This is a genomic window from Stenotrophomonas sp. FW305-3-2-15-E-LB1 (assembly GCF_058787375.1).
Window position 1 is genome coordinate 33714 of sequence record NZ_JBYSZR010000001.1, and the last position, 18291, is coordinate 52004.

Annotated in this window: 14 protein-coding genes; all 14 read right to left on the reverse strand. The window is 64.0% G+C overall.

All coding sequences use genetic code 11. The features are described from left to right. Positions 1-530: 530 nt before the first annotated feature. Positions 531-728 carry a hypothetical protein gene (locus AC3WL7_RS00125; RefSeq protein ID WP_492748823.1) on the reverse strand — a complete coding sequence of 66 codons (198 nt, stop codon included), beginning with the start codon at positions 726-728 and terminating at the stop codon, positions 531-533. 48 nt (positions 729-776) lie between these two features. Next, positions 777-5618: a carbohydrate binding domain-containing protein gene (locus AC3WL7_RS00130; protein WP_492748825.1), complete on the reverse strand. Its 4842-nt coding sequence runs from the start codon at positions 5616-5618 to the stop codon at positions 777-779. 12 nt (positions 5619-5630) lie between these two features. Further along, a complete protein-coding gene (locus tag AC3WL7_RS00135; protein WP_492748826.1) occupies positions 5631-10199 on the reverse strand; it encodes a tape measure protein in 4569 nt (1522 codons plus the stop codon). Positions 10200-10710: 511 nt separating this feature from the next. Further along, entirely contained in the window at positions 10711-11457 is a 747-nt protein-coding gene (locus tag AC3WL7_RS00140) for a hypothetical protein (protein ID WP_492748828.1), read from the reverse strand. Between the two features lie 22 nt (positions 11458-11479). Further along, positions 11480-13447: a hypothetical protein gene (locus AC3WL7_RS00145; RefSeq protein ID WP_492748830.1), complete on the reverse strand. Its 1968-nt coding sequence runs from the start codon at positions 13445-13447 to the stop codon at positions 11480-11482. A gap of 3 nt (positions 13448-13450) precedes the next feature. Continuing rightward, positions 13451-13666, reverse strand: a complete 216-nt coding sequence (locus tag AC3WL7_RS00150; RefSeq protein ID WP_492748832.1) for a hypothetical protein — start codon at positions 13664-13666, stop codon at positions 13451-13453. Between the two features lie 77 nt (positions 13667-13743). Next, a complete protein-coding gene (locus AC3WL7_RS00155) occupies positions 13744-14118 on the reverse strand; it encodes a hypothetical protein (protein ID WP_492748834.1) in 375 nt (124 codons plus the stop codon). A 124-nt stretch (positions 14119-14242) separates the two neighbouring features. Next, on the reverse strand, positions 14243-14719 hold the full coding sequence (locus AC3WL7_RS00160) for a phage tail tube protein (protein ID WP_313465637.1): 477 nt from the start codon (positions 14717-14719) through the stop codon (positions 14243-14245). 83 nt (positions 14720-14802) lie between these two features. Further along, the gene (gene gp17 / locus AC3WL7_RS00165; RefSeq protein WP_492748836.1) at positions 14803-15165 is read right to left on the reverse strand and encodes a tail completion protein gp17; all 363 of its coding nucleotides are present in this window, start codon (positions 15163-15165) and stop codon (positions 14803-14805) included. Further along, complete coding sequence (locus tag AC3WL7_RS00170; RefSeq protein WP_492748837.1) at positions 15162-15665, reverse strand: HK97-gp10 family putative phage morphogenesis protein; 504 nt, start codon at positions 15663-15665, stop codon at positions 15162-15164. Before AC3WL7_RS00170 ends, gp17 begins: the two co-directional genes overlap by 4 nt. Next, on the reverse strand, positions 15658-15993 hold the full coding sequence (locus AC3WL7_RS00175; protein ID WP_492748839.1) for a phage head closure protein: 336 nt from the start codon (positions 15991-15993) through the stop codon (positions 15658-15660). The genes AC3WL7_RS00170 and AC3WL7_RS00175 overlap by 8 nt, the downstream gene beginning before the upstream one ends. Continuing rightward, positions 15990-16469 carry a head-tail connector protein gene (locus AC3WL7_RS00180; RefSeq protein WP_492748840.1) on the reverse strand — a complete coding sequence of 160 codons (480 nt, stop codon included), beginning with the start codon at positions 16467-16469 and terminating at the stop codon, positions 15990-15992. The genes AC3WL7_RS00175 and AC3WL7_RS00180 overlap by 4 nt, the downstream gene beginning before the upstream one ends. A gap of 1 nt (position 16470) precedes the next feature. Beyond that, positions 16471-16980, reverse strand: coding sequence for a hypothetical protein (locus tag AC3WL7_RS00185; RefSeq protein ID WP_492748842.1), 510 nt, complete (start codon positions 16978-16980; stop codon positions 16471-16473). 65 nt (positions 16981-17045) lie between these two features. Continuing rightward, positions 17046-18290, reverse strand: a complete 1245-nt coding sequence (locus AC3WL7_RS00190; RefSeq protein ID WP_492748843.1) for a phage major capsid protein — start codon at positions 18288-18290, stop codon at positions 17046-17048. Position 18291: the final 1 nt, after the last annotated feature.

Consider the following 18291-nt stretch of genomic DNA (forward strand, 5'->3'; position numbering starts at 1 on the left):
ACCTGTTGCCTGAATACCATCACTCTTCGACGTCAGATCCTCGATGCAGGCGGGATATCCTCCAGCCACCGTGCGACTTGAAGTAGCCGCTGTCACCCGTCAGCGAGTACCTGACACCGGCAACGATCGAGGCAGGAACCGACCCATGCCAGCTGCGTGCCTTTCGATACGCATAGCGGAAAGAGGGAATCATCTGGAGTCTCCTTGGCGCAGTTCCGCGTGAGGCCCCCTTGGAGAGCATCACAGCAAGAGTAAAGAAGACCAGCAGGATCAAAGCGCCTAAGAAAGTGGTTGCAAACGATATCAACAATTCCACGGCGAATTACCTACAGGCAATAGAGATAAGCGCCTCTCTACGCCAACACTTGTGCGCGTAGCAGCCCCCTGTCAGCTTGCTCTGAACGATGGCGTCCAGTCGGTGAGCCTCCCGTGAACGGGATGCCATGGCCCCCGTCCACGGAGGCCTACCGCGTAAGCCGAGGGCTTCACACCCCGCGCAACAGCACTGAGGCACTGTTGGAGGCCGTGGCCTAGACCTGTGGCTGGGCCACGATATCTTCGGCGCCCAAGTCGTACTCGGCGGCAGTCACGTACGGAGCCGCAACCTGCGGGGACACGAAGAAGTTGAAGATGGCGCCGGATCCATCCGTGGCGCGGAAGATCAACTGCACCTTCCCGGGGTTATCAGCGTTCTCGATCCTCTGGTACAGCTGTGCACGTGCAAGCATGATGTATCTCCTGTAGAAAAAGCGGGGCGAGAGCCAGCCCCGCATGGCTTATTGCTGTTCGATGGAAATGACCGAAAGGCTTTGAGTGATGGTCTGCCCCTCGAAGCTGCCCGACTGGTGACTAACGGTCTGCTCGGTGAAGCTGACAATCTCGGCGCGGTAGCTGCGGCGAGTGGTCCCATCCATGTTGTCGTTGAGCGTGAGCGATGCGGACCAGCCAGAACTGGCGGTGTCAGGCCCGTCGATCTCGTTATTGATGGTCACGCTCCCGGTGATCGAGATCTGCTGCCACAGGGTCTCGGCCTGCCCTTCAAGCTGGCGGTACAGGTTGATAACGCCCCCATTAGTGCCAGCCCCGGCCACAAAGCCCTGCGGGCCGAGCGCACTCTTGGTGCGGATGTGTCGGCGGTTGTAGCCGACAACCACCTGCTTGTTCCGTCCGTTGGTGTCAAACGGTCCGACCAGGACACCGTTGCCGACGGTGTGGATGCTTGAACTCTGGTTCGCATTACGCAAGATGCCCGCAGCGATTGCTCCGCCCCAGTACGCATTGCCGTTGCGATCCATCCACATGGTCGCGTTCGCCTTGTTTGCGTTGGCCGCGCCGACGTTGGGCCCGAAGTAGTCCACCAGGCCATCCGTGCCGAAGCCATTACCGATGATGCGCTGCGAGCTACCGGACCAGACGCGCAGATAGCCCTTGGTCATTTCAAAGCCATCAGCCCCGCCTGGCGTGAGAATGTTCACCACATTCGCCAGGAAGTTGATCTCAGATGTTTCTGCCGTGGCACCCACTTTGATGCCTGCGATCATCTTGTCCGCGCGCACGGACAGGCTCCATTCTGCAGACGTTTCAGCACCGCCTGCAGACCACGCCGGCGGCTGGGTAGCGCTGGCGTCCACCTCTGCCAGCATTGGACGGAACATCCAGAAATATGGCACAGGCTGACCGGTGCCAATGATCGTCACCCGGAAAAGCACGGTTGCGGCATTGGCCGGTGCCACACCGAACACCGACAGTCTCGGCAGGCTCGCCAAGCCCTTGGACATATCGCCTTGGTTGTCGGTAACCACGGGCGTGTTGAATGCGCCAAGGTATCCGCCTGCAGCGTTAAAGAAGATCATTTCCAAACGCACGCTACAACGCTGGCAATCAACCCAAGCCGAAATGTTGTAGCGCTTACCCGGCGTTACGTCCAGCCTGCTCTTGATGCCAAACCAGCTGGACACCCCCGCTGCAACAGTCTGCTCAGACACGGAGCCAATACCCTGCATACCAGCGATCTGATACGCAGGATTCCCGCCAGTTGGATCGCCCAGCGCACGGAATGCGCTGTTGTTCGTATCCCACGCCCAACCGTCAGGCGCCCACTGTTGGAACATCGAGTTGACCAGCTTGTTCTCGCCAGAACCCTGGTTACTGACCTTTACCGCCATCTCCTGCACAACCTGAGCGTCAGCCTTGCCACCGACAGCTGCCTGCACGCCATCAATCCGCGTGGCCTGCGCGCTGATTTGCTGGCCTTGCTGGGTCACTGTCGCATTCAGCGCACTTACGCCGCTGGCGGCACCAGCCGCGGTCTGCTGCGCGTTGTAGGCTTCGGTCACATCCTGCAGTACAAAGTCATCCCAGATCAGCTGGGTTGCACTCGTGGTTGCGTTGGCGCTATTCAACTGGAAGATCGCGCGATTCTTGCCAGCGGGAATGCGGACGTAGCCGCTCACTTTGGTCCACTCGGTTTCAGAGATTGCCGACAGGCTGATGCTCTGAAAGTTGGGATAGCTGGCCGAGTTGCCATTCTCACTGACATTGAAACGCAGCTGTACGCTGCCTGCTGCTGGCCCCACGCGCTTCGCCCAAGCCTCTGCGTAGTAGACACGGTCAGGTGCCACATCGAACGTGCCCAGCGAGATCGAGCGCGTATTGCTGGCAAAGCTGACAGTCATCGCGTTGGTGCCAGTGCGCCCACCGGTGGTGACAAGCGCCCAGGTCTGAATGACCGTACCAACCGGGCGAGCTTCAAAGCTGCCATCGAGGTACATGTTGCTGCCAGCACGGTTCCCCTGATCCACAACCGCTGTGACGGTGGTGATCGCATTGCCCTGGGAAGTCACCGTGCCCTGCAGCGCAGTGACGGTGCCGGTCAGTGTGGTAGTGGCAGCAGCGTTGATGGCCGTCTGCTCGGCTAGCTCGTCGGTCGACAGCTTGTAGCCACTGGCGGTGTTACCCAGTTGCACCTGCACGTTGTCCCACTCGACCCACTGGTCAGCGCTGCCCAAGCCATAGGCGCGGAGGTAGACCTGGCAGAAAGCCGCGGTTGCCGGCGCGTTGGCGGTGAAGGTTTTCCTATCCCACCCTGCTGCAGTGACCAACTTTGCCGGATCGGCAGGCGTGCCGCTGTAGCTGATCGTCTGGTTGTTGGCGTCCTGCCAACGGAACTGCAGAAACACACGGGCTCCAGGCGTTCCCCGCACGTATGCTGACAGCGTGACCTGCTTGCCAGGCTCCACCGACATGGTCTTGCTGGCACTGGTGGTCGTGAACTCCCAGTATCCCGTGACTGGCACGTTCGCGAAGTCCCATCGCGCCGCCAGCCTGCTGCTGGGCAACGCGGATGCAACATAGCTACGCGTGACGACGCCACCGGCCAATCCCCCGCTGCTATTGGTCCACCCCGCACCGCTCTGCTCAAATCCGCTATTACCCAGCAGATTGTCGCCCCCCACGTTACCCAGGGAGGCTGTGACGTTGGTGATCGCCGTGCCCAGACTGGTGATATCGCTGCCCTGCAACGTCACCTGGGACTGCAGCGACTGCAGAGCTAAGTTGCTGGCCTTGCCGTCCACGTCTGTGCGTAGCGCACTGATTAGATTCGCTTGGGCGCTGATCTGGCCACCTTGAATCTGGACCGTGTTCGACAGGGCTTGCAGTCCCTCAGCTGTAGCCAGAACGTCGGTCACTTCCTCGACCATTACGTCATCAACCCACAACGTGCCAGCCGTGTGGTCACTGTTGACGTACACGCGCAGCGCGCTGATCGTGGTTGCAGTACCTACCCATTCCAGCCGCGTCCAGTCAGTACGGTTGGCAGCAAACGCCAGGCCTGCGATAAGGCCGTTGTCCTGATTGGCGATGCGCACCTTGCCGTTGCCACTGGTGCCGTTGTAATCCGCGTCAGTCCTGTAATACGCGCTGATGCGGTATTTCTTTCCCACCACCACAGGAATGTTCAGATCTGCGGCGCCGTTCGCGATCATGCTGCGGTTTCCGCTTGGCGCGGTCACCTTGAGGCACTTGCCGGTGCGACCTTCGGCAACGATGGCGACGCCGGCCATATTGCTGTACGACCAGCCCACATTGTCACCCTGATCCCAGCCACCGTTCAGAACCATGTTGCTGCCCTGCGCGATCATCGCGGGCAGCGTGGAGTTGACGGCAGTAATCGACTGCGCGAGTGCCGCATCACCGCTAACCCTGACCAGGGCTTCCTCGGTCACAGCCGCCGCAGGAGCGAGAACGCCAGCTCCAGCCGGCATCCGCGCTTCCATAGCATTGATCCGCTGCACCTGGGCACTGTCCGCCGCCACACGCGCCTTCAGCTCCTCGTAGGCCAGGCCGGAGGTCAGCTGCTGCGGGTCGGTGCCGGTGTAGTTGCCGCGCATCTGGACGGCCAGCGTGTTGCGCTGGCTGGCCTCGGCGGCAATGGCATTGGTACGGGCCAGGGTCTCAGCCTGCACCAGCGCCACAGAGGCGCCCGGCGTCGGGCGGCCCACGGCCACCCAGTCGATCAGGAAGTAGTTGGCCACAGCCTGAGCCGTGCCCAGCTGCAGGCGGATCCGGTCGACCGTGCCCGGCCACCAGGTAATGTCCTGCACGTCCACGGTGGCCACGCCGCTGGCGTCCCACGCCGGCTCAGCGATGGCCACGCGCTTTTGCGTATTCCAAGCCTGGTCGGACGGCGTGATCCACTGCAGGAAGCCGGCCCACGTCGGCGAGCCGACGCGCTTCACGCGCAGCTTCACGAAGCGGTAGGCACTGCCGTCCACAGCCAGCGCCGCTGGCGACTGCACCCACGGGGCCGAGCTGGCATTGGCCGGCCGCAGCCAGCCGTCCACGAGCGTGGGCGTGCCGTTGCCGGCCCACCCCTCCACCGTCTGGTCGAAGTACCAGATGGCGCGGCTGTCGAACTGGGTGCCGCTGCCGGCGGCCACCTCGGACAGCGCGCGCGCCAGTGATTCCACCTCACTCTGGCGGGTCTGCTGCTCCAGGCTGATGGCGGCCTCCCGGGCCAGCTTCTCGTTCAGGACCGCGTCCGCCCGGGCACGGGCCTCATCGGCGATGCCCTGCATGGCGTCCGCGTACTGCTGCTGGCGCAGCGTTGCTTCGGCAAGCAGATCCTGCGCAGCCTGCGCCATGGCTGCCGCGCGGGCTGCTGCCTCCGCCGCGTCGGCCCGCATGCGAGCCAGGGTCTCGGCCGCCAGCTTCTCCTGCTGCTCCACCAGGTCCGCAGTGGTCGTGGGAGGCGTCACCTCTACCGTGCTGCCAGCGCCGGGCTTGCCGCGCACGGTCGGGGTGATCCGGAACCACCACTTCTGGCCGCTGCCGTCGCTGTAGTGGTAGCGGGATTCCGTCGTGCGGTGGATCTCGGTCCACGGACCTTGCGCGGTGGGACCGCGCTCGATCACGTAGATGACACCCACCTGGTCAACGGCCGTCCATTCGATCAGCACGCCATCGGCCACCGGGTTCGGGGTAACCCCCTCCACCGGCGGCACGGCGGCCGCCTTGTACGGCATCGGGAACCAGTTGGAGTACCGCGGCGCGGCCGGCGACGGAGACGGCAGATCGCTCCCGCCGATTTCCACCAGCGTGAGTTTCCGTTGCAGCATTGGGTTACCTCGTCAGGCGTTGAGCGATTGGCGCAGGGCCGAGCTGGACGACGTGCGGACGCCCTGCGTAGTGGTGGAAAGGAGGTCTTGCAGCAGCCCCCTCACGTCAGTCAGCAGCGCGTTGCTCTGCTGCACCGCGGTCGTGGTCGCGGCTTGGCCGTCGTTGTTCACGACTAGGTCGAACACGGCGCGGCTGAAGTTGTCCGGCAGGGCCTCGATTGCATCGGCCAGGGCGCCCATGCTGGTGCCATCCTCCATATCGAGGTCGCCCACCTTCATGCCACCGACCAGGCCGGTAACCTGCTCGTAGAGGCCGTTGTAGTCCTTGCCGCTGGCGTAGAGGTTCCGACCAAAGCCCAGAGCGGCCTGAGCGGCCGCCTGCGCCGCGCTGGTGTCGCCGCCGGACACGGCGCGCTCCAGCTCCTTCATCGCCTCGCTGAGCTTCTCCTGGTCCGTCAAGGGCGACAGGTCGCTGATCGAAAGGCCGTACTGCATGGCCCTCTTGTCCTTGTCGATCTGCGCCTGCAGCTTGCCCATGTTCGTGGCGCGCAACGCCTCGATCTTGGCCAGGTCCTCCGCGCGCGCCCCGGACAGGCCCAGCGCCTTGGCGTAGTCGTTGGCCGACTTCACCTGCTGGCGATAGGTCCGCTCGATGCTGAGCGCTTGCTGCTGGTAGCTGGACAGGTCACCGGTCAGGAGCTGCGTCGACACGTCGGCCATCAGCGTGGCGTAGTTGCCCAGCAGCCCCGTCACCTTCTGCACCTGGGTGGCCAGGTCCGTGCCGGCCACGCTGGCGAGATCCTGGAAGTAGTCAACGGCCTTGTTGACCTTCTCGATCTCCAGCCCATTCAGCGCGCGCCCGAGCTGGTCCGCATTGCCCACGGCCAGCTCGATGGATGCGCCCAGCGCCGTGAACACGTCGGAGGCTTCAAAGTGGCCGTCCAGCTGCCCACCGAAGCCCGCCGCCTTCACTGCCTCGGTGAACAGTCGATCAGTCATGTCGGCCAGATAGGCCTCCAGCTGCGCCTTCGCCTCGGCCGAGTCCGCCGACAGCTGCAGCTTGCCCAGCGACACCTTGACCCCGGCCAGCTGCCCGGACAGGTCCACGCCGAGCTGCTTGGCCAGGTCAGTGGCCGCGCCGCGAACCTGCCGCGCCGCCATGTCGAACGTCCGATCAATGCCAGGATCCAACGCAGCGTACTGCGTCCACTTCTTGTCGCTGCGGAACAAACCGCCCTTGGCCTTAATATCAGCGTAGGACTGGCCGCTGAAACCACCGAACCCGTAATCGCCCGTAATGCCCTGGCCGGTCACCTTGGGCGCGCTGCGGCCGAAAAGCTTCGCGTGGATACTCGACCCCGACAGGATCGACGCCACCTTGTCATTGAAGCCGAGGCCGCGGAATCCCTTGTCTGCCAGCCCCACGGCACCGGCGGTGGCAATCTTGCCCGCCCAGCTTTCGCCATTGGCAATGTCCCAGCCCTGATCGAACAGTTCGGCGTTCTTCATCATGCCGGCCACGATCCAGCCGATGATCGGGACCGCCGCAGCCGCAGACGATGCGGCACCGGCGCCGGCGGCAGCCGTACCACCGGCCGCCGATGCGCCACCGCCGGCGAACGCGGCGATGTTGTTGCCGAAGCCCATCAGGCTGCCAGCGCTGACACCACTACCCGCGGCGCCAGTTGCTGCACCGAACAGGCCCTGCCCCTGCGAAAGCAGCCCTGCCACACTGCTCAGGTTTTGCCCACCAGCTGCAGATCCGTTGCCGCCGAACAGGCCCATGATGCTCTGCAGGCTCAATCCACCACCCTGCCCGTTGATCCCGTTCATGATCTGCGTCTGGATCGGGATCACCAGCTTCTGGCGGAGAAGCTCGCGAGCAATGTCACGCAGGCCCTGCTTCGCTACATCCTTCAGGTCGTCCCACAGACCGTTGAAGTCCCGCAGCCCGCTGGCCACGAAGTCGGCCATTGCGTCGGCAGCGCCATCCACGCCATCGAGAACGACGTTTGCCCACGCCTCGGCATTGGCTGCAGCCTCCTCCACCTGGATCGAAAGCGCAGCGGATGCATCGGCGGCGGCCAGCATCGACCGCTCATAGGCCTCGTAGCTGTCCACACCCTTGGCCAAAGCTAGGGCTTCCTTGCTGCCTGCCGCCTCCACGGCCCGCTGCAGCTCCTGCCGCATGTCGCGCTCGTTCATCATCTGCCGACGCGACAATTCCCGAGCCCTGCCCACCTTGCCCAACATGGCAACTTCGGCGTCCATCGTCGCAAGCAGCGATTCCGGACTGGCCAACGCCTGGTTTATCTCAGCGGTCGACTGGGATAGAACTTGCTCAGATTCCTTCACCAAAACGTTGTAGGCAGCACGGGAAATCTTGCCCTCATCCAGCGATTCCTTGAGCTTCTTCTCCAGCTGAACTTGCCGTTCGGTCGCCTCGGCCAACGGCCCTCGCATGGTTGCAGCAGCTATGGCCGCTTGCTCGTTGTATCGCTTGATGGACTCGGCGTCCGCCTTCCGGTCCTTCTCTCCTGCACGATCTGCGGCAGCTGCCGCCTTTCGCGATTCGGTGAACTTATCCTGTGCAGACGCCAGTTCTGACTGCAACCGGATGTACTTGGCGCCCTGCTCTATGTACTGCTTGACCTTCGGGTCGTCGCGCTTGGAAAAGTCGACGCCATTAGCCTGGGCCTCCCTGAACCAGTCGCCCACATCCAGCTTTGCAACCTCGGCCGCACTCTTACCCACCCGGGCCAGCTGCCCAGGGAGAGACTGCATCGCTGAGGAAATCCGCTTGCCGGCCGCGCCGGCCGATTCCCCCAGCACGTCGAACGACCCCGACAGCGCGTCGGTTGCTCCCTTGGCCTGAGCGCTGCTGCCTGTAAAAGCGTCGAGAATTGCGCGCTTGCGGTCGACTTCCCTTCCTGCTGTCGCTGCCGCGGCGGTCTCCTCGGTGAGAGCCTTCGCCACCGATGCGGCGGCTGGCGAACCGTCGAGCATTGCCTGCCAGGCTGCGTCGAGGCCGCTGGCGAAGTCATCTGCGCTGATCTTGCCGGCCTTGAACGCCGCATCCAGGCGCTCCGTCTCTTGGATGAACTCTGACGCCTGGGCTGCAGTGGAGAAGTTTGTAGCCGCCGCAACCATCTCGGTAATGGAACCGGTGATGGTGCGATAGTTTGCGTCGATCTCCTTTTGCAGACGCAGAATTTCGCCAGCCTGCTGCTGGCGATTCAGTTTTTCAAATTTCTCAATAGCTGTGTCGGCAGCGCCACTGAAGTCAATCAGCGCAGCAGATGCCGCCGTGGTGTTGTCGCGGAAGATCAGCCACCCAGCTGCAGCGGTGGCCAACATCGTCACGATGCCGGCCGGCCCACCCAACAAAGCAAGGGTCGATGCGCCAGCGCGCGCCACCCAGCTGGCATTTGCAACTGTGGCTTGGCCTTGGGCCTGCGCCAGCAAGAGAACCGCCTGCCGATGCTCAAGAGTTGCGGCAGCGGCCTTTGAACTCACAGACACACTGCCGCCGATTGCCGCGGCGCGACGCACCTCTGCCTGAGCGTCCAACATGGCGGCACGGGTGCGGAGTTCGAGCTGATGTGCAGCAGCCACATTCTGTGCTGCGGCCGCCCTGTCAGCGGCAACGCCCGCGTTCGCGGCTGCCACGCGCGCCAAAAGGCTTTTGAGCAGAGGCCCGGATGCAAAGGCAGCGCTTGCCACTGCAACGGTCTGGAGGTTGTTGCCTACAAGGCCAATTCCTGCTGCAAGCGACTGCGATGCCCCGGTCGCCTCGTCGGCACGACCGATCATCTCCGAAAGATTGGTATTGAGCTGGGTCATCGACTGCCCAACTGTTGCAGTCATCTTGCCGAAATCACTATCGACTGCCGCGGCCTGCTGCTGCAGTGCTTTCACAACCTGATCGGCGCTCAGCTGACCTGCTTGCCCCAGCTCGCGGAGCTTGCCCATCGGAACGTTCAGCCCCTTGGCGATTGCCTGAGCGAGCGCCGGGGCACCCTCAAGCACCGAATTCAGCTCTTCGCCACGCAGTGTGCCCGAGGCGAACGCCTGTCCCAATTGGATCAGCGCACCTTCGGCCGAAGCGGCGCTGCTGCCACTAATGACCATGGTCTTACTAATGGTCTCGACCACTCGCGCCAAGCCAGCTCCGGAAAGCCCCAGCGCCTCTTGATTCATCGCGATGCGCTGATAGAGCTCAGCGGTGGCACTCAGGGGCTGGCGGGTCGCCTTGGCGATCTGCAGAACATCCTGCTGGGCGGCAACGAAGGCAGCTTGGTCCTTGGTTACGAGACGAAGCCGGTTGTTGAGATTCGTCCATTCGTCCGCCTTTCCGATGACCGCCTTTGCGGCAGCCAAAGCCGAGGTCATACCCACAGCCTCGGACGCAACCCTGCGGAAGCCAGACGCAACCTGATCCGCCCCCCTCTGGGCTGCGTCAGACATGGATGACTGGATTGTCGCCATGTCGCGCTTTACGATCCGCGCCGCCTTTCCACTATCTCGCTCGAAAGAGCCCGACTTCAGCAACAGGTCTACGGTAAGGGTGTAAAGGCTCATGCCGTCGTCCACAGAAAAGCCCGCACATGGCGGGCCGAGATGAATAAGAAAAGCCGCCCAATTGGGCGGCTTCTATTGACGATCGATCATTCGGAGGTGGATCTTCGAATCACTTCGTCATTGATGACTAGCTCTTCCAAGAAGTGGCCGTCCAATGACATAAGGCATCGCGCGGTGGCGTCTACGTTCGCACCGAATCCGTTCATGAGAGTGAGTCCGTCACCGTGCCCCCACTGGACCAGGATCTGGCCGTTGGCTTGGCCAACGGAGCTTGGCGCTGGAATCTTTGCCGAAGATGGATTCTTGGCCGACTCCTTGATCCATTGCTGGCAATTCCTGCTCGCCTCACGAAAGGCACGCTGCTCCGGCGGAACTCCGCCGCAGGACGCCAAGAGCGCTCCGGACGCAAGTACGACGGCGGCCGCTTTAAGGGCTATGGAGTTTGTCATTGCGATCCTCGCATCAAAGTTCCTGGCGGATTCTCGCACCCTCATCCAGCCCCAACAAATGGCTACGCTGGCACTTCTTCAAACTCCATGGTGCCGGAGAAGTAGTTGCGGCTGATGTTCTCGACGCTCGGCAGCTGGGTCGGGTAGCCATAGATGGCCGAACGCGCAGCCAACGCTGGGTTGAACGCCTTCGTAGCCATGTCCCTGTACTGGGGAACCACGCACGACCGACGACGCCCGGCCATCGCCGCAGCGACAGTCTCCCAGTCCACACCACCAGCCAGACCGCCGCCGCGCACAATATCGGTAGCCCTTCCGGACAGGTTGCACGTCATGCGCCGATACAGCGCACCATCCACAGTGTTCAACTGCCCGCCCTTGGTCCTGGTGTGGGCGCTGCTGTCGACCAGAACCACGCCCCAGCCGTCGCTGATTCCAACATCGACCGCGCGGAAGATTGCGATCTCCCCTATGTCGACGTTGGTGTCCGTCGTGACGATCTCGAGCGACACCACCGACACCGCCGCTGTTCCTTGAGGAAATAGCCAGGCGCAGACACTGCCATCCGGCAGCTTGACGGTCGTACCGACCGCGCCGGCGGCACGCACCTGCACGCCGGCCGGCACGCTCAAGCCGAGGACAGCCACGATGCCCGGCACGATGGCCTGCGCTAGCGTGACCGTGATCGCGAGGGAGCCGGTGCGCCGGATGCGCGATGCGCGCCCCGGCTTACCGTCGAACAGCGCCGAGCCCTGATCGGACGTGAGCCAGGTTCCGCCGGTGAGGGTGGCAGTCGTAACCGCCGGCATTCCAAATCCAATGAGCACGCTGCTACCCCCACACCGTCAGCACCACATCGCCCGTGGCAGGGTTTCGCTCGACCCGGCGCACCAGCACCGGCTTGCCATCGGCCAGGCCGTACCTGCCATAGGTCAGCCGGCCAACCTGCCCTGGCAGCGGCGCCAGCTGCTGATCACCGCGCACGGTGAACTGGTAGAAGAATCGCTGCTGCCGGTAGATGCCCACCACCCGGTCGATCTCGGCCTGGGCATCGACAGAACGCCAGAACAGCGATACGACCGGATCAGCCGCATCGGCCCGGCGGTAGTGCGCGTCCAGCGGGCCGGCTGCGTACACCTGGCCGCGATACAGGGCTGTCAGCTCGTCGCGTCGCGCCTGAGGCACGTCCACCACGTCGGTAACCAGATCCGATGCCCCTAGGGCCTGCGCGTTGGGGCGATAGGCCATCCGTCGCGTCAGGTTCGGAGCGTCATCGGGGACGCCAACCAGGTCCGTTGCCATGTGCGCCTCAGACAGCTCAAACGCCATCGGGCCGGTGAACGCCTCGGGCGCCGCCACGCGAACAAACCGCAGCACGCCGGTTGCGTCCTGATAGCAGCCAGTGCCGAAGCTTGGGAGCATCGCGTTCAACGCGTCGCGGCCGGTGACTGCCGACCCTGCGTAGTATCCGATCCCGGCATAGCCGGTTGCAGCATCCACCGCCTGGCAATCAGCCAGCGACCATGCCCCGCTCCCCAGCCGGCCCATCACATCCGCGACAGCGGCGGCGAGCGTGGCCGGCGCCATCGCGGGCCCGACGCTGGACATGTCCGCAACCACCGGCATCACCGGCGGCGACTTCATCAGCAGCTGCTGGCCGTCCGGAGAAGCGCTGAACGTGCCCGCTTCCATCAGGTCGCCACGGTCCATCACCGCGTCGACGTAGACACGCCCATCCGCGACGAACATCGCCGTGGCGTCCGAGTTGCCGCCTGCCGCCGGAACACTGGCCACGGCACCGATCACCACCGGTTGGGGCTTCCAGGCCAGCGACTCGACGTTGGGGAGGAAAACCCCGCGGTTCAGGGTCAGCCCCAGGTAGTCGTGCGCATCCCGCAGGTGCAGGGTCTTGCTGCCGTCGTCGTTGATCTCGATCTGATCGATCGCGCAGCGGAACACCGGGGCGGCGTCGGCCAACATGGCAGATTCATCCACCATCAGGATCCGCACCGGCTCGCCCGAGGCGCCCGACAGCGCCATGGCGTCCAAAAGCCCCTCTGCGTCGGCAACGACACACTGTGCTGCGGCCGTCTGCGAAACAGGATCGCCACCCCATGGCCAGAAGCTCAGCTCCTGCACCAGGTTGACGCCCTCGGCAATCAGCCCCTCAAAACGTGCGTTAGCCGGGCTGTCCCCCGGGGAACTGAGCCAGTCAGCGTCGGCTAGGCGGATTGGGGCGACAGCGACGGCATCCAATCGCCAGCCGGCAGCAGCTGCCTCGCTTCGCGGCGCCCACTGGCCAGCGTTCACCGCCACGCACAGTCCGCCGGCCTTTGTGGCGCCCAACCCAGCCGCGAAGTGCAGAGGGCCGCTGAGCAGCAGATCGCGCTGGTGGACCACTGCGCCATTCACGTACAGCTGCAGGCGCGACGGGCTACCGAACGCGATACGCAACCCAACGATATCGCCATGAGCTACGACCGGCAGGCCGGTGGCGATGGCACCGACGCCCTGCAGCAGGCGCCCGGTGGCCAGCTCCCAGCCAATGCCGTTGGCGTTGGCACCCGGCGACTGGCTGAGCGATGCGGCCGGGGTTACAAACCCCACGACCGCGGCGAGCGCGTCATCGCCCCACACGGCGAACTCCACCCCTACCGTGCCGCTACCCAGCGCGAAGTCGGACCGCGCGCACCTGGCGCCGTTGGCGGCGGCTGTCGTGGCGAGTGTCAGGCCCCCGTCGCGCGCAGCGAGCAGAGGGCCAATGGGGAGCGCCGAGAAGCGCCCGAAGGTGTCGGCCATGGATCATCCAAGTGATTCAAACCAGTCATGCGCCTCGTCATCGTCGGAACGCGGCACCAGCGCATCCAGGTAATGCTGGAAATCTCGCTTGGCGCCGGCCTGGCTATGCGATGCAGTGATGTACGCGGCGAAGGCAGCGGGCTTGAGATGGAGGCTGACGGGGTCGATGGGGTTCCGCTTGTGGAACTCCCACCACTCCAGAAACTCGCGCCGGGACATGGTCGCCCGCAGGTCTGACACCGTGCGACGCAGGTGCCAGGCGAGGACTCTCCAGAACCAGTCCTCGCCACGCTGCCTTATCCGTTTCCCGCATCAGCCTGGGCCTGGGCGGCCTCGTCGCCGAACCCGGAGTGCTTCATCGCCACGCGCTGCAGCTCTGCAGCCACCAGCGGCTTGAGCTGGGCGGCCTGTGCCTCGTCCATGACAGGCTTGCCGTCCTCGTCGCAGATGGTTGCTGCGATCAGCTTGGCGCGATCTGCCTCACCCCACAGCTTTCGGAACTCGGCATCCGGCAGTTCGCGCACGTGGAACTGGGCCTTGTTGCCGTTGGGCAAGGTGATCGTGTCTGCATGCACGTCCTTGGAGGCGAACATTCCCAAGCTGGAGAACGATTGCAGAATGCTGGTGCGCTGCTCCGGCTGGGCTTCGGTGGTTTCGTTGGTCTTGCTCATTGGCCGTTTCCTTGAATGGCGACAGAGCGCGCGGGCCGCGCACGGCTAACACGCGGAGGGTCCGCGCGCTCTGCCAAAGAGAGGTTGCCCGCCGAAGCGGACCGGGAGCGCGCCGTAGCGCGAATCAGGGGGCGCCGGTAGCCTTGTTGGTCTTGACCGGCCCGGTGCCGCGGATCGTGATCGTGGCCTTCCAGATGTCGTTGTCTGCCACCTGAACGGCGAAGTTCTGGACGAAGCCCTGGAACTGCTTGGACACCACCGTGGTCGGCGGCGTGATCTTGCCAGCAACAGCGACCGGCTTCGGAACGCCAGCGGTTTCGCTCAGCGGTGCGGTGACCAGGAAGTCCACGATGGCACCGGACTCATGCAGAGCCTCGATCTTCTCGTGGTCCACCGGATCGTAGTTGATCTCGATGCTGGTGCTTCCCGTGGCCTTGCGACCGGCGACGAACTGGTCCCAGTCGTCGTCGAAATCCGAGATATCGATCTCGGAGGCCTGGCCATCGGGGAAGCCCACCGAACGCAGTCGCGTAACCTTGATGACCTCGGCCGCCGCGATGGCGATGAACAGCTGGGAGTGCTTGGACTTCAAAACGCCCATTGCGGTTTACCTCTTTGGTTGAGCCCGATAGCCGGGCATAAAAAAGCCGGCTCGCGCCGGCGGATAGAAAATTCCTTGCGCCGCTAGCGGATCTGCAGCAGACGCGCGTCGAAGGAAATGCCCATCGCGGCGGTGTCGTCGCTGTCGGGCGTCGGGTTGTACGATTCGATGCTGCCAACGCTCTCGACCTCGGCGCGGATGGCCACGGCGACGGCGTTGGCCTGGCTGAGACTGTCACCCCATACGGTGATGCGGACCCGCCAACCATCGGCCGGGGGCGGCTCGGACATACTCGCGGCAGGTGAGCCGCCGACCACGTCCCACGTCGCGTAAGGGAGCGGTGTGTCTTGGGGCGCATTACGAGGCCACAGCCTGACGGGATCGCCAAGCAGCTGCCGGACCGGCTCAGCGCCCTGCATCAGCGATTGAACCAGAGGAACCATCATCGCCAGCCCTCCTTCTTCAATTGATTATCGAGTGCCGCCCAAGTCTCGTCGATAACCACCTGTGCAGCCTCCGGGCCCTTGGCTTCGCCAGCGGGCGTCAGGAACGGCGAGGCCCGCATCTTCTTTGTTCCGAATTCAACGAAGCGCCAGTAATAAGCCCACCCCGTTTCCTCGTAGGCCTTCCCTGCGCGGCCGTTACGCCGGTTTCGTTTGGTATTGGCGAACTTACGACGCCGGCCAGTCTTCACCCCAACGGTGAAATACTCTCCGCCCTGCCCGACGCCGGCTCGCTGCCGCGTCTTGGCATTGGCCCGGCGGGTGACGATCTGCGAGGCCATGACCCCCGATGCTCGCGGCGCCCTGCGCCTTGCATCATCCCTGATGATGTTGCCGCCCCTGCGCATGCCGGATTGCACGGCCCGGCCTTGGATTGCCTTGGGTGCCTCCCGCAGCGAACGCAGCAGGCCCTCCAGCCCATTGATCGATATCTGGTCAACCATTGCTTAGCCCTGCCATGGCGATGATCGCCATCTCGCTGCGGTCATTACTGGGGGCGATGCTCTTGATGTCGAAGTTCCGGCCCCGGAACACGATTCGCCACTGCGGATCAACGTTTCTCGGCCGGATATCGAACCGCACCTGCTCCCGATAGCGCTCCGCACCTGCAGCCACGGCCTCGGTTGTCGCTGCAAGGTTGTTGATCGCCTTCGCCCAGACGGACACGACCTCAACCCATGTCGCTTTGTCCGGACCGCCCAGCGGGTCGCGCGTCACGGTCTTGCGCTCAAACCGGATGCGGTGCTGCAGGTCCCCATCTTGAAGCGTCATGGCATCATCACCCTCCGATAAGGGCGCAGGAGACTCTTGGCGCCCAGGGGAAGCTCCACCGCCGTAGCTCCAACGACCACGTCTGACCGGTTCGCGTACAGATGGCCGATGGTGAGCAACACCGCCGAGACAATACTGGGGTTAACGACCGCCCCGTGGACGCTTGCCTCGGCGGACCGCACGGCCTCCTGATAGGCAACTTTCGCAATCCGAATGGTCGCTGCGCGCTCCTCGTCGCTCTCGATGAAGACAGCATCGGCCAAGGACTGGTCTCTGGCAGCCGCTGCCGCCCTCACTGATGCCGGGTACAGCGCCCTCGCAGCGGCCAGGTCATCGGCACTCTCGTAGACCCTGCAATTGAGGTACGCCTGCGCAGCGTCGATTGCGCCGGCAATAGCATCCTGCAACTGCTCCACCGGATAGTCCGCCTCCACCCGCACATGCGAGCGGGCCTGTGCGATAGAGACGATGGCCATATCAGTCCTTCTTGCCCTCGGCCAGAGCAGCGGCCAACTTCTCCGCACCCCAGCGCTTGTCGAAGGGGATACCCGATGCTTCCAGCTTCACGATCAGAGCGGCCTTGTCGTCAGACGGCGTTTCACCTGCAGCCGCCGCGGGAGCAACGGCCGCGGCAGCGGCCTTCTTCTCGTCTGCCTCCGCCGAAAGGCGCTGCACCACTTCGGCGATTGCCGATTCGCGCGTAGCCGCACTCAGCGCGTTCCAGTCCTCGGCAGAAAGGCCCGAGGCGCCATGCGCGAGCGCAACCACGTCGCCAAGCAGGACCTCGACACCCTCTTCGAAATGGAACTTTGCAGGCTGCAGATCCGATCCCAGGAGGATCGTCGCAGGCGCCGGGCTCAGCGTAATCGCGCCGACGGAAAGCGCACCGGCTTCCAGCTCGGGCGGGCACGATTCACCGGCAACGAACTGAACAGGGTAGATCTCGCCTTCCGGCACTCCACGGAAGGGCTTGATGAATTTGGCCATTGCGGCTCCCAGATCAGAAAATGGAAACCGGGCGGCGCTATGCCGCCCGGTCGCTGTAGGGCCGATTACTCGGCGATCTTAAGGGCGCGCATCGGCTCGGGGTTGTGCACACCGCCGCCCACGCGCTTGGTGGTGTAGAACATCACGTACGGCTTGTTGGTGTACGGATCGCGCAGCACCCGCACGCCCTTGCGGTCGTACACGGTGTAGGTCTGCTTGAAGTCGCCGAACAGCACCGCGGTCGCGTTCGCGGCCACATCCGGGATGGCAGCCACGTCCTGCAGCGCGAAACCAGCCAGGGTCGACGGCTGACCCGCCACCAGCGACGGCTGCCACAGGTAGTTGCCCTGCGCATCCTTCAGCTTGCGGACCATCCCCTGGGACTTTCGGTTCATCGCGAACCTGGCGCCGGCGGTGAAGGCGGACGGCAGGTCGTAGACCAGATCCAGGATGCTGTCACCGTTGATGCCCGCAGCGACGCCGCTGTTCACAGCCTTGATGGCGCCGAACGGATGCTTGGCCGCGTTGGCGCCGCCTTCCACGTAGGTCAGGATGCCGAACGGCTTGTTGACACCGTTGCCCGAGAAGAAGGCATCACCCTCCTGGCGGGCAAATTCCAGCTCCACTTCGCCGGCGAGCCAAGCTTCCAGGTCGATCTCGGCATCGTCCAGCAGCTGCTGGGTCGCGGCCGGATTGGCGTAGATCTCGCCCCAGCCGAAGCCCAGAGGGCGCAGCTTGGACGTGGCGGTTTCCGGTCGCGCATCTTCCTCACCGACCCAGCCCGAGGACGTGCCGCCGGTGTTGTAGAGCTTGGTCAGGCCAGCGCCAGAGCAGGGCTGGACGTTCGCCAGCTGACGCATGTCCGAGACGACCACCAGGCGGTCGGTGATCGATCGGTCCCATTCAACCGGCGCCAGGTAGCCTCCTTCGTCGGCCGCCCCCTTGTTGAGGGCGGACTGCACTTCACCCTTACGGAAATGGGCGCGGAACGAATCGGTGTATTCGGCATCCGCGACACCACTGCCGGCGCTGCCGCCACCCATCTGGAATGCGGCCATCTGGGTGTTGGCCTGGTCGACAGCGGCCTGCAGGCGGGTGATATCGGCGTTGATGTTGTCGACCTTCAGGGCCTGCAGCGCATCGGCGTTGCCCTTCTTGATCTCGTCCAGCTGCTTGTTGTGCTCGGCCTTGAAGTCGGCGAACGCCTTGTTCAGGCTCTCCACCAGCGCTTTGACGTCCGGCTGGTTGCCGCCGTCGGCGTGCACGGAAACGAGGCCGCGCGGGATGCGGCCGTGGGTCATCTTGGTCATG

Excerpts from the sequence above, each read along its gene's own strand:
- AC3WL7_RS00125 (WP_492748823.1), bottom strand. The coding sequence starts at position 728 with ATGCTTGCACGTGCACAGCTGTACCAGAGGATCGAGAACGCTGATAAC.
- AC3WL7_RS00130 (WP_492748825.1), bottom strand. The coding sequence starts at position 5,618 with ATGCTGCAACGGAAACTCACGCTGGTGGAAATCGGCGGGAGCGATCTG.
- AC3WL7_RS00135 (WP_492748826.1), bottom strand. The coding sequence starts at position 10,199 with ATGAGCCTTTACACCCTTACCGTAGACCTGTTGCTGAAGTCGGGCTCT.
- AC3WL7_RS00140 (WP_492748828.1), bottom strand. The coding sequence starts at position 11,457 with ATGCCGGCGGTTACGACTGCCACCCTCACCGGCGGAACCTGGCTCACG.
- AC3WL7_RS00145 (WP_492748830.1), bottom strand. The coding sequence starts at position 13,447 with ATGGCCGACACCTTCGGGCGCTTCTCGGCGCTCCCCATTGGCCCTCTG.
- AC3WL7_RS00150 (WP_492748832.1), bottom strand. The coding sequence starts at position 13,666 with ATGTCCCGGCGCGAGTTTCTGGAGTGGTGGGAGTTCCACAAGCGGAAC.
- AC3WL7_RS00155 (WP_492748834.1), bottom strand. The coding sequence starts at position 14,118 with ATGAGCAAGACCAACGAAACCACCGAAGCCCAGCCGGAGCAGCGCACC.
- AC3WL7_RS00160 (WP_313465637.1), bottom strand. The coding sequence starts at position 14,719 with ATGGGCGTTTTGAAGTCCAAGCACTCCCAGCTGTTCATCGCCATCGCG.
- gp17 (WP_492748836.1), bottom strand. The coding sequence starts at position 15,165 with ATGATGGTTCCTCTGGTTCAATCGCTGATGCAGGGCGCTGAGCCGGTC.
- AC3WL7_RS00170 (WP_492748837.1), bottom strand. The coding sequence starts at position 15,665 with ATGGTTGACCAGATATCGATCAATGGGCTGGAGGGCCTGCTGCGTTCG.
- AC3WL7_RS00175 (WP_492748839.1), bottom strand. The coding sequence starts at position 15,993 with ATGACGCTTCAAGATGGGGACCTGCAGCACCGCATCCGGTTTGAGCGC.
- AC3WL7_RS00180 (WP_492748840.1), bottom strand. The coding sequence starts at position 16,469 with ATGGCCATCGTCTCTATCGCACAGGCCCGCTCGCATGTGCGGGTGGAG.
- AC3WL7_RS00185 (WP_492748842.1), bottom strand. The coding sequence starts at position 16,980 with ATGGCCAAATTCATCAAGCCCTTCCGTGGAGTGCCGGAAGGCGAGATC.
- AC3WL7_RS00190 (WP_492748843.1), bottom strand. The coding sequence starts at position 18,290 with ATGACCAAGATGACCCACGGCCGCATCCCGCGCGGCCTCGTTTCCGTG.